The sequence below is a fragment of the Thermosporothrix sp. COM3 genome, from assembly GCF_059696735.1.
The window spans coordinates 5,559,214-5,573,518 of the sequence record NZ_AP019376.1 but is presented as its reverse complement, the minus strand read 5'-3'; the positions used below and the strand labels follow the sequence as shown (position 1 = coordinate 5,573,518).

Here is a 14,305-nt window from a genome sequence, read left to right as displayed (position 1 = left end):
ATTTATCTATAAAGATCCAGGAACTAAATTAAAAATGCCATAACTGAATACTTCTTAGAAAATGATACAACAGACAGATGAAAAAAGCCTCCCGATGAAGAAGGCAGATATATCTATCCCTTTTTATTAAGACGCGAAACAGAGGAATTTGTTACAGACAAAATGGACAGACAGGAGAAATGGCGTAGCAGCAAGCGCTGCTCTTATTGTGCACCAGGAGCGGCCTCAATCAAAGCAGGCAGAATTTCATTGGTGATAGTCTGAATCTGGTACAGGCTCTCGATCCAGGGAATATCCTGCTCACGAGTGCCCCGCACCTCCGCAAGCTGCAACACCGCTTCATCCATCATTGTACGAAAATAGAGGAAAGCTCTGACGGCATCGGCCAGCGGGACATGAGATTGCGCTGCGATCGAGCCGTACTCGCGACCAAGCTCGACAGCCTCGCGGCGCAGATTGTCATTGTGCGTATCGTCGGTCAACGCCCGGAGCAACAGATCCAGGACACGCCGCCCCAGGCGGCTATAAGCGGCACGCGCATTTGCGTCAAAATGCTGATACCAGGGCAGGGAATCTAATTTCCCATCGGTCAACTCAAGACGCACACGGCCCAACAAATTTTGAATCAGCATCTGGGCCGCCAGACTGGGGCGTGGCTCTATCTGTTGATGAAGACGCGCTTCAATATCTGCACGACGAAAACGGCGATGGCCCCCGCTTGTCCTCCGCGATGGAATCTCGTTTCGATCAGCCCAGAGGCGCACTGTTGCCGGGTGCATGCCCAGTAACTCGGCGGCCTCACGCAGGCTCAGCCATTCGTCACCAGCCTGTGATGTCACAGTTTTCCTCCTGCCTTCAGTGTTGCAGCTTCCAATTGATATGTATTCTTTACCCCTTAGAATTGGATTGTATGGAATTCAAGAAGCATCGTCAAGCCTGTCTTAAGTATCTCACAAATGCCTGCTCCCGACAACCGGCAAACCCGAGCCGAGGTAGAATTTTTCCACTAAAGCAGAACACCGTCACCCTCCGCTCAGTTGCTGCGTGTTCTTAAACAGAGTAGGCTATCAAGCAGCGATCCAGAAAGGGATAGACCATTATGACAGAGCATGAAAAGCAAGAGCGTAAGCCTGAATACAATAAATTACTCCACCAGAAGGAATCCGGAACTGAGGAAGGCGAGGGGACAAAAACCCCGCGCACTGAAGGCATGGGAAACCGGGATCTGGGAACTGTGGGAGGTGGCACCCTTCCCGAACCGGCTTCATCGCTCTCTGGAACAGACAATCCACCGGGCGGCATGAATATCAGCAGTGATACCATCGCAGGCGGTGGCACCACAGCCAGCAGTATTGAAGGTGGAGGCTCGCATCATGAACGTGGCTCCGGGAGTATCAGTGAGAGTTCTATTCGACGCGGGCACTTCAACGAGGTAGACGCCTACGCACAGGGAAGTATTGGCGGTCGGGCAGCAGGACAACCGCAAACAGCGATGGGGGACCGAGATCCCCGGAAAAACGAATATATGAAACAGGGGGGTACTAAGCCGGGAGAGCAGCCACATCAAAGCGACATCGTGGACCCTATGACCTCCCGTCATCCCGATACCCTGCAAAAAGACGAACAATAATCGAGCAGGCACTACAGTCCCTATTACAGGCCACTCAGTTCCTCTCCTCGGAACAATTGTGGACTGTAATAGGGGCTACCTCTTTTATTATTATTCGCCTGTTATCTCCTATTCACAACCTCATTTGCCCCTCTTCACCCCATCTTTTTTTAGAAATATTTATCGAATATTGCAAATGAGAAAAATTAATAGAATTTTAACACATACTCCAGATTAAATTTGCTATACTCGCTCATAAGTTAAGGCTCACCACTGCCAGCCTACTACACAAACATTGTACGTAGCCCCTCCGTTGCCTTCTCCCTGTAGCGGAGGGGTTACGTTTGCCCCTTTTTCTCTTCCATTGCCTTCTTTCCTCTCAGTGTGCGATACTTTTCAACAGAAAGAGTGATGCAGTGTATCTGCTTCAGGAGAGAGGCACGTGATGAAGCATAGTGCGGCTCGTGCAGCAATCGTGCTCCGGGTCAAGCGGCGCCTACACGCAGAGAGAGCATTCAGCGCCTCCATCATCGATTGGTCCTTTCCTGTACACAACGAGGAACATCCAGTAAGGCAAACCTCGAACACCTGTGCTCAGACCGCCAGAGGCCAGGCCATCTGGCTATCAGCAAAGAAGATCAGGAGTCAGCCAGTTCGGCCATAAACGGGACATCCTGCCCTGGCAATGTGCACCCATATATCAAGAAGAAATCCGGTTTCGGCTTCAGACGGCACCACCCAATACAACGCCCAGGGAGGATATATGAAAACCTGTAAGCCGGTTGCCAGAGCAGCAATTATCGCAGATGAGGATTGGAACCAGGCCCTCTATCAGGCGCTCGAATCCGTTCGTGGCACCTATCCAGATGTCGTGCTGCTCTTTGCGAGCGGCGAATATGCCGCACACTATCAGGACATGCTTCACATTCTTCGCCATGAGCTGGCCGCGCCGCTCCTCATTGGCTGCTCGGCTCAGGGAACCATCGGGACAGGAATAGAGCTAGAAAACGCGCCCGCGCTCTCTCTCTTGACGCTCTCCTTACCTGAAGCGACCCTGTATCCCGTGCGTATCCCTGTAGATCTGCTGGAACAAGGCAACTCACCTGTCTCTATGCGAGAAGCGCTGAATGTTCCGCTGGATGATGTCAATGCCTGGCTGTTCTTTCTTGACCCTTTCCATATGGATTGTGAAAGCCTGGTCGAACACCTGAGCGGCGCCTATCCCGATATTCCGATGCTCGGTGGTCTGGCCTCCAATGATATAGAGGAGCATCGCAGCTATATCTTCTTTAACGATGAGGTCTTTACCGATGGAGGCGTTGCCCTGGCTCTGGGTGGCGCTTACTCGATTCTTCCACTGGTCTCGCAGGGATGTGAACCGATCGGTGAACCCTGGACAATCACCCGCGTGCAGGACAACGGACTTGTCGAGACCATCTCGAACCGGCCGGCCTATGAAATGCTTATCGAAACGTTTCAGGGCCTGCCGTATACGCTTCAACGCCGCGCACAGCACAACCTGCTGGTCGGGCTTGCCGCAGATGAATACCGCGCCACCTTTGAACGCGGTACCTTCCTCATACGCAATCTGCTAGGAGTCGATCGCAGCACTGGCGCTCTTGCGCTTGGCGCACAGCCCCGGGTCGGGCAGACCATTCAGTTCCAGATGCGGGATGCTCAGGCCGCAGATCACGATCTACGTACGCGGCTCTCTCACCTCAAGGATAAGCTTGTTGGTAACATGCCTATCGCGGCAATTCTCTGTACCTGTAATGGTCGCGGTGAGGATCTTTTCTCCGTTCCTCACCACGACGCAGGCCTGATAGAACAGATCCTGGGCCCGATCCCGCTGGCCGGGCTCTTCTGTAATGGCGAAATCGGCCCGGTAGGGAGGCGCTCCTTTCTTCACGGCTTTACGGCGAGTATCGCAGTACTGGTCCATCGCCGATAAGTCACCGATACATTGCGGGGAAACAGGACTTTCTTGCTTAAGAATGCAGTAATTTTTTCAAAAATGGTACAATAATACACAAGGATCAAAATAGAGAAAAGGATGCACTATGTTGCAGGGAAAAGGTAGTATACACCAGGAATTAACAGAAACCGATGTACAGGAACTGCTCGCAAAGTCGTTTGCCTCTCTACCGCTCGATGGAAAGCGCGTCCTCGTTATCATTCCCGATGGCACGCGGACAGCACCCATTCCACTCTTCTTCCGCGCCCTCTATGCGCAACTCGGGTCGCGGGTTGAGCGTCTGGATTACCTGATAGCGCTCGGCACCCACCCCCCGATGTCGGAAGATGCTATTACGCTTCTGGTGGGCGCAACCCCGGAAGAGCGGGCGCAGCACTATCCAAACGTCCATATTTATAATCACCAGTGGGACGGCCCGGAGGCCCTGCAAACGATAGGCACCATCAGCCGCGAAGAGGCAGCACGGCTGACAAATGGCCTGCTGGCAGATGAGGTCCCGGTGCGCCTCAATCGAATGATCTTTGATTATGATCAACTGCTCATTTGTGGTCCGGTCTTTCCGCATGAGGTGGTTGGATTTTCAGGCGGTGCGAAGTACCTGTTCCCGGGGATCGCAGGCCCGGAGATCATTCATTTTACCCACTGGCTTGGTGCACGTCTGACAAGCATGCATACGATCGGTGTTAAAGATACGTATGTGCGCCGGGTGATTCATCGTGCCGCCGAATTTGTGCCCGTGCCCATTTTGCTGCTGGCGATGGTGATGCAGGGGAACGCCTTTCATGGCCTGTACATTGGCTCGCATCTGGAGGCCTTTTCCAGCGCCGCCGACCTTTCGGCCCGCCTGAACATCATCACAGTACCGCATCCGATGCGCCGCGTGCTCTCGATGCCCTCCACGCGCTATGATGATCTCTGGACTGCCGCGAAGGCGATGTACAAAACCGAGCCAGCTATTGCTGACGGAGGCGAAGTGATCATCTATGCACCACATATCACCGAGGTCTCCTATACACATGGGCATCTGATCGATCAAGTGGGCTATCATGTGCTGGAGTATTTTCTGAAGCAATGGGATCGTTTCAAGGACGTTCCCGGCTCCATTCTGGCGCATAGTACCCATGTCAAGGGCACGGGGACGTACGATCCACAAACCGGTATCGAAAAGCCACGCATTCAGGTGACATTGGCGACAGGCATTCCAGAGGAGCGCTGTCGTCGCATCAATCTGGGGTATCTTGACTACCGTACTATTCGTCCCGAGGAATGGGAGAACCGCGAAAAGGAGGGAATTTTGCTGGTTCGGCATGCTGGCGAAATGCTTTACCGCTGCCCGCAGCTTTTCCAGCAACAGACAAACCAGGGAGAGGTTTGATTCTATGTCCTGGCAACCACTGGCCGAACGCGCAGAAGCGTTACCACTTATCCTTGCAGGCCCGATTGTACGCCGCGTCGAGCCACATAGCGTGACCATCTGGCTGGCGCTTAAGGAAGCACGCACCGTTACCCTGTTTGTATATGAACCCACGGAAGAAGGCCACACAGAACCACGTTGTACAGGGACTCGCCAGACCATCAGACTTGGCGATCATTTACATCTGGTTGCGGTCACGGCACGCCCGACAGATCGGGAACAGCCGCTCGAATGGGGTAAGCTCTATTACTACAATCTCTTCTTCTCGGAGGAGTCTCAGGCAACGCCAGCAGCCCATTTAGGCACACCTGGCATTTTCAGCATGGCAGACGAGCCGCTCAGCCAGCTCACGTATGCGGGACAGCCCCTGCCCGGCTTTGTGCTGCCCCCGCGTGAGCTCGAACAGGTACGCATCATTCACGGCTCCTGTCGTAAGCCGCAAGCACAGGGCTACGAAATGCTTTCCGTCCTCGATACCTTGCTTGCCAACGCTGCCCATGACCCGGTGCGTCGCCCACAGCAGCTTTTTCTAACCGGAGACCAGATCTACGCCGATGATGTCTCCGCGCCACTGCTCTTTGCTCTGATGGATGCCGGATCGTATCTTTTCGCAGGCAATGAGCCCGAGCTGCTTCAGCCGTTACAGCTTCCAGCACAGGCTTTTCCACCGGAAGGACGAACGCCAATCGTCCATACGGTCGCCATGTTCACCACCACGCACCCGGAAAATCATCTGCTTTCTTTTGCCGAATATGCAGCTATGTATCTCTTTAGCTGGTCCGATGTGCTCTGGCCGGACGAACTTCCCGGCACACAGGATCTCTGGAAGGCCTACCCGGAAATTCGCCCGCGCAAAGCCTCGCAACAGGAGAAGGCCGAACGCAGCTTCAAAGAACAATACTATCTGATAGATGATTTTGTGCGAGGTCTACCAGCAGTACGCCGCGCTCTGGCAAATATCGCTACTTATATGATCTGTGACGACCACGAGGTGACCGATGATTGGTTTCTGGATGGAGCATGGTGCCGACGGATCCTGAAGAATGAGCTTGGTCAGCAGATTGTGCGCAATGGCCTATTAGCCTACGCGCTCTTCCAGGGATGGGGCAACACGCCAGAGCAGTTTGAGCAGAGCTGTTTGCTTTCCACTATCAACAGATGGAACGGTTCTGAGCGCGCAGCCGAGGTCGAGAAGATCAACACACTGCTAGGAATGCCTTTTCCGTTCTCTGGCAAGGGAGAACTCAGGCGCTCAAAGCAGGCGCTTGACTGGCACTACACCTACAATGCCCCGGCGTACCACGTGGTTGTGCTTGACACACGCACACGCCGTTATTATCGCAAGCCCTCTGATTTTCCGGGCCTGCTCTCTCGTTCCGCCATGCATACCCAGCTTGACTCGGCGCTTCAGGCACAGGCAGACGTCACAATTATTATCTCGCCCTCTCCAGTGCTGGGCGTCGATTTTGTGGAATCTATTCAGTTCTGGAGCCGCCTGCGAGTGCGCGAGAACTATGCCTTTGATCGTGAGGCCTGGGCGCTGGAATGGGAAACCTTTCAGAACTTTCTCAAGTATCTCAGCCGTCTGCAACGAGTTGTGTTTCTCTCGGGCGATGTGCACTATGCCTTTGGTGCCAGCCTGGATTACTGGGACCATCGAACGCATGCAACCGCACGCTTTATCAACTTTACAGCCAGCCCTCTCTCGAATGAGGGCTCAGGCTCACAAATGGCCGTCCTTGCCATCGGGTATCCACGCCTGCTTCAATTGCTGCGGCGCGACTCTCCCTCGGTTGATTTTTTTGCCTGGGATCTTCTCCCGGGAGATAGCCTGATCGCGAACTATGTTCTCTCCAATATTCGTAAGCGCCTGTACCATTTCTGGTGGTCTCTGCCCCGCTTGATCGCGGCGCGGCGCTCAAAGAGAGAGATTGTGCTTCCCGCACATGGCTGGCATACAGGGAGCTTTGACGCTTTCCCTCCCAATCGGAGCTATCGTCTGAATTACCTCCGCAACTCAATGGCACAGATGCTGCCACAGCGAAAACGAGGCGTCTTTATGACCCTTTACCGCTGGCTGCTGTTTCCTCTACAGGTCGCTTTGGGAGCGGTAACCCTGTTACAGAAAGCGCTCGGAGCAGCTCGGCAGAATCTGATTCAGGCCAACCGGAAGGCAGAGCAGAAACGGCTGACATCACGCGCTCTCCATCGCCCATTTCAGGATGCGATCACCCGGACGGAGAAGGTTGAACAGAAGCTGGAAGAGCAGCGTGTGGAGTTGGTTGATGCCACATTTCGCCATAAAGAGTGGTTCAGCAAGTGGAAAGCCGGTGAATTGATTGTGGGCTACAACAACATCGGTGAGGTCTTTTTTGAGACAGCGAAGAACAGGCCGGAAACGGAGATTATTCAACGGCTCTGGTGGTGGACACCAACCACCGGGATACCAACGCTGCAAAAGGCCGAATATCACGCCTCGCTGGCCCCGCCTGATCCGGCCGCCGAACCTCCGTTGCCCTGAACGAAAAAAGAAGGTCTGGCTTCGAAGCCAGACCTTGCTTGTATATTCTGTGTTGTGCCATCCAGACTAGATGTCCAGATTCGCACTCTTTGCATGGCTCTCGATAAAACGGCGACGCGGCGCAACCTCATCACCCATCAGCATGCTGAAGACCTTATCAGCTTCCACGGCCTCTTCAATCGAGACGCGTAGAATCGTGCGCTTATCCGGGTCCATAGTGGTATCCCAAAGGGTTTCGGGATTCATTTCGCCAAGACCTTTATAGCGGCCAATCTCTGGCTCTTTCCCGTTATGGGTCGCCTTGTACTCCTCGATCAGAGCATCGCGTTCCTCATCGCTGTAGACATAGCGAATCTGTTTGCCCAGTTTGATGTGGTAGAGAGGCGGCTGAGCAATAAAGAGATGCCCATTTGTGATAAGCTGTGGCATGTACCGATAAAAGAAGGTCAGCAACAGGGTGCGAATGTGAGCGCCATCAACGTCAGCATCACACATAATGACGATGCGACCATACCGCAGCTTGCTGATATCGAAGTGTTCGTCTATGCCGACGCCGAGCGCGGTAATAATATTCTTGACTTCCTGGCTATGTAGAATTTTATCCAGGCCCACACGCTCAACGTTCAGGATCTTACCACGCAGCGGCAGGATAGCCTGAAAATGACGATCGCGTCCCTGCTTGGCAGAACCGCCCGCGGAATCACCCTCAACCAGATAGAGCTCACACCGATCGGCGCGACGCTCCGTACAGTCGGCCAGTTTACCCGGCAGGGTGGTATCCAGCACATTCTTACGCTGGACCAGCTCTCGGGCCGTGCGAGCAGCCTCACGGGCTCGGGCTGAGGTCAAACATTTATCGATGATTGCCTTTGCCTCATTGGGCGTGACTTCGAGATAGTGCGTCAACATCTCGGCGGTGATTGCCTCAACAATCGGGCGCACCTCAGCATTATTCAGCTTACTCTTGGTCTGAGCCTCAAACTGCGGATTCGGGATCTTGACACTGATAACGGCGGTCAAACCCTGTCGTACATCATCGCCGGTGAGATTGCTATCTTTCTCCTTCAGCAGTCCGGCCTTGCGGGCATACTCGTTCAGGGTGCGAGTCAGAGCGCTGCGGAAACCAGTCAGGTGCATCCCGCCGTCGATGGTGTTGATGCCATTAGCAAACGAAACCTCGTTCGTGCTCCATTTATCATTATATTGCACCGCAATATCAACGCTGACCCCGTCAACAATGCGGCTCACACTCACCGGACGAGCCTGAAGGGTACGCTGATTCTTATTGAGATAGCGCACAAAGGAGATCAGACCACCCTCGAAGTAAAAGGTTGCCTCGCGCTCACGACCAGGACGCTCATCAACCAGACTGATGGTCATGCCCTTATTGAGATACGCCATCTCGCGGAAGCGCTGAGCCAGAGCATCGAAGCTGAAATCACGGGTCTCCATTACCGAAAGATCGGCCAGGAAGGTTGTTTTCGTGCCTCTTCCCTCTGCCGGGCCAACCTTGATCAGGCCAGTGACAGGGTTACCACGCTCATAGCGCTGCCGATAATGGAAGCCGTCGCCGGGTTTTACATCGACCTGACACCACTCAGAAAGCGCATTCACGACCGAGACTCCCACACCATGCAGACCGCTACTGATCTTGTATCCACCACCGCCAAATTTGCCACCGGCATGCAGTACGGTCATTACAACTTCCAGTGTTGATTGTCCCGGGCGCTGATGATGCTCGTCAACCGGGATACCACGCCCATTATCTTCAATCGACACCGAGCTATCCGCGTGAATCACTACTTTCACGGTATCAGCGTATCCTGCCATGACCTCGTCAACGCTATTATCCACAACCTCAGTGACAAGATGGTGCAGGCCACGCTGATCAGTTGCACCGATGTACATGCCGGGGCGTACCCGTACAGCCTCTAAGCCTTCGAGAATCTGGATATTTTGCCCGCTATAGCCTCTTCCATTCTCATTCTCGCTCCCATTTCCATCGCCCTGCCCCTTGCCATTTTCTGAAATTTGTGTTGTATTATGACTGGTAAGAGCATCTGAATTATCAGCTAATTGCTCTGTCATGAAGGATTCTCTCGTCTTTGCCATAGAACCTGTACCTTTTATGCAGTAAAAAAACGGATCAGCGGCGGAAGGGGTCATCTCCCTTCCTGAGTTCGGATGTGCCGCGCCGTAAAAATCGAGTATTCATAACCTTCCACACAGCAGCAGACTGCAGAGTGGTTCAATAAGAGTGTGTGTTTTTTGGCCTCAAGCGGAGGCTCACGCCCTTTACGACAGATCAGGGGGTGAATACCACATTGAGGTAAGCGATATCCATTCAGAACAACACAAAAGACGGCCACCCTGCCTGGCACCTACCCGCAAAGGATAAAAGCAAATCAAGCATCGGGCCAGATACTTCCTGTTTGCCATCCTCATCACGGAAAGAGTCCAGAGGAAGGAACAAAACAAGAAAACGGCGCTTCTGAATGATCAAGAGTGTAAAGCACTGGCGGAAAGCAGTTTTTATCTCATTCAAATATTCTGCTCAAGCATAGAAAAAGTGGCAACGGAAGCCACCATCCACTGTGATATTATATCACATTCTGCTTGATAAACAAAGCAAGTAGGTTGAACAGACGACCGAAAAAAGAAAATCCCCGGGAATGGCTTCTAGAGCCGCTTCTGACCATATGTCAGAAGTCACCATCACCGGGGAATTATGCGTTTCTCAACAAGTTAATAGCGATTGCCCCCGCCACTAACAGAGACATTGGAAGAGCCGGGCGTATTAGCAACATTGGGCAAGCCGGGCATGCTTGGCGGAACCTGATTCCCACCAGCCACATTGGAGGCGCAATATGGGCAGAAGGACCAGCGCAGCTCCAGAAGACGCTCACACTTGGGGCAGGTTCTCTTCAGCTTCTGACCACAGGACGGACATACCTGAAAGTCATTTTCAATCCGGGCGTGACAGTTGTTGCAGGTCTGTCGCTCGGTCATCTCGGCCAGCAACGACTCTTCTTCAAGCTGCCGCTCATAGACCTCGGCCAGTGTCTGACGCGGGCGAAGCAGCATATAGATAAATACACCGACGATCGGAAAAATGGCCGCCGCCAGCGTTGAAATGATCTGTAGGATCACATCTTGTGTGCGAGAACGAATATCACGGAATGTCCAGTAGACTGTGCTCAGCCAGAAGGCGACAAAAAACGCGCCCAGACAGCCAATAATAATGCCTAGCGAGTTCTGAATAGTCGTTAGAAGGTCCCCTGATCCCCCACTGGAAGAAGGACTCGCGAGCAAGCTTAGAGCCAGATTTGCATACACGTTCACAGGACAAACGCCCCTTTCAAGAGTATAGAGTATTTTTTTACAGGTACGTAACTGATTTTTTGCGCCTACTTCGCTTTGCTTATCACACCCACTGATCTTACAACGTTTCATCACCTGTCAGGTTGCTTAACCAGGACTATAAGCTGACAGGTATGCCCCATCAGAGGAACTGTGTTCACTCCTCACAGACCAGAGTGATGATCTCTCCCCCCTTGAACTCCAATGTCACACGCTGCTCTCCGGCTCGCATCTCTCCACTACTCCCCGCTTCCTCTCCTCCCTGAGCCGTAGCCACCACTTCCTGACATTCTTCAAGGAGATTGGCCCTGGATACTTTCCAGAAAGAAAAGCGCAGGTGAACCGTTGCATGGACAGCAGAAGCAAATGGATTGTACAGACGTACTACTATTCCTTTACCACGTAGCCAACGTTTTACGGCACTGACGACCAATGCCGCGGGTTCAACCGTTACAAATGCTTCCCGAGAAGGGAATCTCCCCTCATGGATCTCTTCGATCACAGCCCGGGTCGCAAGCCGCGTTGTAAATGTTTGTGCCTCACGAAGTACCAGAGCCTCTTCACCGTCCCACGCTCCCGCATGCGGAACCAGCGCATAATCAAACTCGTAGAAGCCCGGACATTGTGCCTCTGGAGTATGCTCCATCGGGCCCGCATGTCCCTGCCGATTTGGAAGATCCCCTCGCGAGAGCCAATCGACACAGCGCAGCAAGGTAATTGCAACAGCAGTCCCTCCCTCTTCTACTCCGAAACCAGAGGGTAAAACCTCACATTCCGGTAACCCCTGGTTTAAGATTGCTAGCCCGAATTGACTAGTGCTGAGATCAACAAAGCGCTTCTGTGGAAATGTCGCCACCGGATACTCGATCCATGTGCTGACATTTACAGGCTCTGGAAGAGAGATCGGGCGCTGACACACCTGAAATGTGCTTTCCGCCATAACCGCTTCTGGTCGATAAGGGACAGGGAAAAGAACCCTCAGGCGATGGTCCTTCACCTTATTCTCTATACGTGTATGAATGTCGACACGCCGCATCCCTGCCGTCAGGGCTACATCGCTGACAATCGTACAGACGGCTGTGCGTGCACTGCGCTCCCGCCGGTTTGCCGTACAGGATGTCGGCAAAGCCCAACGACTACTAATACGCAAGGCCGCACGCACCGGACCGCTCTCTATCACCTCAATCCTGGGTGCTTCTAGAGGCTCACCAATAAGCATATCATGTTCAGGGGGACAGTAGGTATACAGATCACCGATATCCCCTCCATCTATAAAACGGTTGAGACCTCGAAAAACTGCACCAGTGCGCTTATCAGTTACGGTCAACGTCCCATTCGTTGCATCGACTGCAACCTGATAGTGTTCATTCTCAATACTATTATGACCAGTTCCAAGAAATGATGATACAGAATGCACTTTCTGTGAAGCATCACACCCCCGTGGATAGAGCCAGTATGTTTTATATCCATATGAGGGCAGGTCTTGCGCTACAAAGGAGATAGTTTCCCGCGCCTGTGCCACAAGCTTCAATTCCAACGTATGGATATCTTCTCGTCGCAGCAGGTCCAGCACCTGCTGAGCAGCGGCCCGCAGATCGGCCCGGTTAATCTGCACGCGCCCCTTTGGAGCAATCATAATCTCAATAAAAATGACACCTGGATGTGGTATATGCGGCTCATGATGCAGAGGAGAAACGGTTACGTTCTCGATATAGATATGGGAGATCTCCTGTTTCTCATCAATGCCGGGCGTTTCTCCCAGCGTGCTGGTGATGATCGATTGAGTCATCTGCAACAGGTGGTCAGGGTCCTGTAAGCCCGATAGCGCCACCATTGACGCCAGCATCTCACGCGCTACTGGCATGGTCCCGAGCACTTCCCTGCTGCGATTCACGACACGGAATGGCATACAGCGGCGCTTCTCATCGAGAAGCATGGCATGATTGAGCGAGCCCGGAAGCTGCACTGTTGTCTGCACCGCTTCACCCGGCGTCGCCGGAGCCGGATGAAAGACGACGATTGGCACGGGCGCATCCGCAGGATGCTTGACAGGAATGGGTGGCTGCGTATCGACACGGGCCGCAATCTGCGGGAGGGTCTGCGCAAGGAGCCCTTCACAGATCTGCTGACATTGAGCAAAGCGCACGCTATTCTCACGATGAACCTGGTCAATACTACAACCACAGATACTATCGTGAGGGTGATTTTGCAGAAGATATTGCCAGGCAAGTCGTACCAGTCCTTCAGGATAAGAGAGGTTCAGGGCGCTCATAAAGGTGGTCATTGGCTCAACCCAGCGCTCAAGCAGTTGCTCGCAGCGCTCATTCTGCTGCTTGATCCAGATACGACTGGAAAGCACACCGGGCAAAAGCGGTGCAAACTGACTGCTTCGCAACTCGCCCTGCCAGACCTGCCAGTGCCGGTTCTGACTTCGTACCCGCTCGATGTATTGCGGCAGAGTGCCTATTTCCACATAGAGTGAGTGATAGTGTCCGTTCGCTGATGACTGCTTTCGTTCCTGCTGGATGTCCACATGTTGCAGGAGCGCGTTCGCCTGCGCTATGGTAGCCGGGAGCCCTTCTTGTACCTCAAGATGATCGGAGCCATTCATGAAGAGCAACACATCATCGGTAGCTCGGGGCAACAGATTGGCGACCTGGAGCTTCACCCGGGACACAAACTCTTCCGGGTTCAGGGGCATCTGGCGGGCATTGGAATAACCCTGCGGGTCGGCCAGATAGACAACAAAGACCTGTGAGCCGTCCGGCGCCTCCCAATAAAATTCGCTCCCCTTGATCTCCTCGCCCACTCCCCGCCAGAAGACCGCATTATCAATGCCAACGCCACGCAGGATCTGGGGAAGCTGAGCGATATGCCCAAAGGTATCCGGGACATAGCCAACGCGCATCAAGCCACCAAGCTCTTCGGCCTGACTGATACCCCGTTGCAGATTCCGAATCAGCGACTCGCCACTGACCAGAAACTCATCTGGCTGAATATACCAGGGACCAACCAGGATCCGCCCGGAACGAATCAGCCGTTTCAGACGTTCTGCTTGCTCTGGTCGAGCCTCAAGGTAATCGTCAATCACGATTGTCTGACCATCGAGCATAAAATAGCGAAAGTCCTGGTCCTCTTCCAGCACATTCAACAACGCATCAACAGCCTTCACCAGGCGCAGACGGAATTGTTGAAATGTTTGATACCATTCTCGATCCCAGTGGGTGTGGGGCACAAGAACAATATGAAGCTGTTCAGCCATAGCGCGTCCTTTCAAACCATTCTTCTGTTTTTACTATAATCCCCTCGCACTATACTCTCTTCCCTTCAGCAATTACAGTGGAGCTCTTGAGGAATACGATCGCGCCAGAATAAACTCTTGCATGAAGAGTAGCAACCTGTGGTAAAAAATTATATCTGATTCTC

General features: G+C 53.1%; 9 protein-coding genes. 5 read left to right on the top strand and 4 right to left on the bottom strand.

Going from position 1 to position 14,305, the window contains the following annotated elements; genetic code table 11:
- Positions 1-203: 203 nt before the first annotated feature.
- Entirely contained in the window at positions 204-839 is a 636-nt protein-coding gene (locus KTH_RS23635; protein ID WP_497621383.1) for a helix-turn-helix domain-containing protein, read from the bottom strand.
- A gap of 260 nt (positions 840-1,099) precedes the next feature.
- Here KTH_RS23635 and KTH_RS23630 point away from each other — a divergent pair, with 260 nt between their 5' ends.
- The 5 genes from KTH_RS23630 (at position 1,100) to KTH_RS23610 (ending at position 7,519) form a co-directional block, all read left to right on the top strand.
- Complete coding sequence (locus KTH_RS23630) at positions 1,100-1,630, top strand: hypothetical protein (RefSeq protein WP_497621382.1); 531 nt, start codon at positions 1,100-1,102, stop codon at positions 1,628-1,630.
- Positions 1,631-2,051: 421 nt separating this feature from the next.
- Entirely contained in the window at positions 2,052-2,273 is a 222-nt protein-coding gene (locus KTH_RS23625) for a hypothetical protein (RefSeq protein WP_497621380.1), read from the top strand.
- Between the two features lie 99 nt (positions 2,274-2,372).
- Positions 2,373-3,560 (top strand): FIST signal transduction protein, encoded by a 1,188-nt coding sequence (locus tag KTH_RS23620; RefSeq protein WP_497621378.1) that lies wholly within the window; start codon positions 2,373-2,375, stop codon positions 3,558-3,560.
- A 109-nt stretch (positions 3,561-3,669) separates the two neighbouring features.
- Positions 3,670-4,959 carry a lactate racemase domain-containing protein gene (locus KTH_RS23615; protein WP_497621376.1) on the top strand — a complete coding sequence of 430 codons (1,290 nt, stop codon included), beginning with the start codon at positions 3,670-3,672 and terminating at the stop codon, positions 4,957-4,959.
- Positions 4,960-4,963: 4 nt separating this feature from the next.
- Positions 4,964-7,519 (top strand): metallophosphoesterase family protein, encoded by a 2,556-nt coding sequence (locus KTH_RS23610; protein WP_497621374.1) that lies wholly within the window; start codon positions 4,964-4,966, stop codon positions 7,517-7,519.
- A 66-nt stretch (positions 7,520-7,585) separates the two neighbouring features.
- On the opposite strand, the gene gyrB is transcribed toward KTH_RS23610, so the two are convergent.
- The 3 genes from gyrB to KTH_RS23595 all read right to left on the bottom strand — a co-directional run bounded on the left by gyrB (position 7,586) and on the right by KTH_RS23595 (position 14,141).
- Complete coding sequence (gene gyrB, locus KTH_RS23605; protein WP_111324497.1) at positions 7,586-9,607, bottom strand: DNA topoisomerase (ATP-hydrolyzing) subunit B; 2,022 nt, start codon at positions 9,605-9,607, stop codon at positions 7,586-7,588.
- A 657-nt stretch (positions 9,608-10,264) separates the two neighbouring features.
- Entirely contained in the window at positions 10,265-10,861 is a 597-nt protein-coding gene (locus KTH_RS23600) for a zinc ribbon domain-containing protein (protein WP_170142782.1), read from the bottom strand.
- Between the two features lie 175 nt (positions 10,862-11,036).
- Positions 11,037-14,141 (bottom strand): alpha-mannosidase, encoded by a 3,105-nt coding sequence (locus KTH_RS23595; protein ID WP_497621371.1) that lies wholly within the window; start codon positions 14,139-14,141, stop codon positions 11,037-11,039.
- Between the last annotated feature and the right edge of the window lie 164 nt (positions 14,142-14,305).

What these genes read in the sequence shown, in the direction of transcription:
- KTH_RS23620 (WP_497621378.1), top strand. Translation starts at nt 2,373, where the DNA reads ATGAAAACCTGTAAGCCGGTTGCCAGAGCAGCAATTATCGCAGATGAG.
- KTH_RS23630 (WP_497621382.1), top strand. Translation starts at nt 1,100, where the DNA reads ATGACAGAGCATGAAAAGCAAGAGCGTAAGCCTGAATACAATAAATTA.
- KTH_RS23595 (WP_497621371.1), bottom strand. Translation starts at nt 14,141, where the DNA reads ATGGCTGAACAGCTTCATATTGTTCTTGTGCCCCACACCCACTGGGAT.
- KTH_RS23615 (WP_497621376.1), top strand. Translation starts at nt 3,670, where the DNA reads ATGTTGCAGGGAAAAGGTAGTATACACCAGGAATTAACAGAAACCGAT.
- KTH_RS23610 (WP_497621374.1), top strand. Translation starts at nt 4,964, where the DNA reads ATGTCCTGGCAACCACTGGCCGAACGCGCAGAAGCGTTACCACTTATC.
- gyrB (WP_111324497.1), bottom strand. Translation starts at nt 9,607, where the DNA reads ATGACAGAGCAATTAGCTGATAATTCAGATGCTCTTACCAGTCATAAT.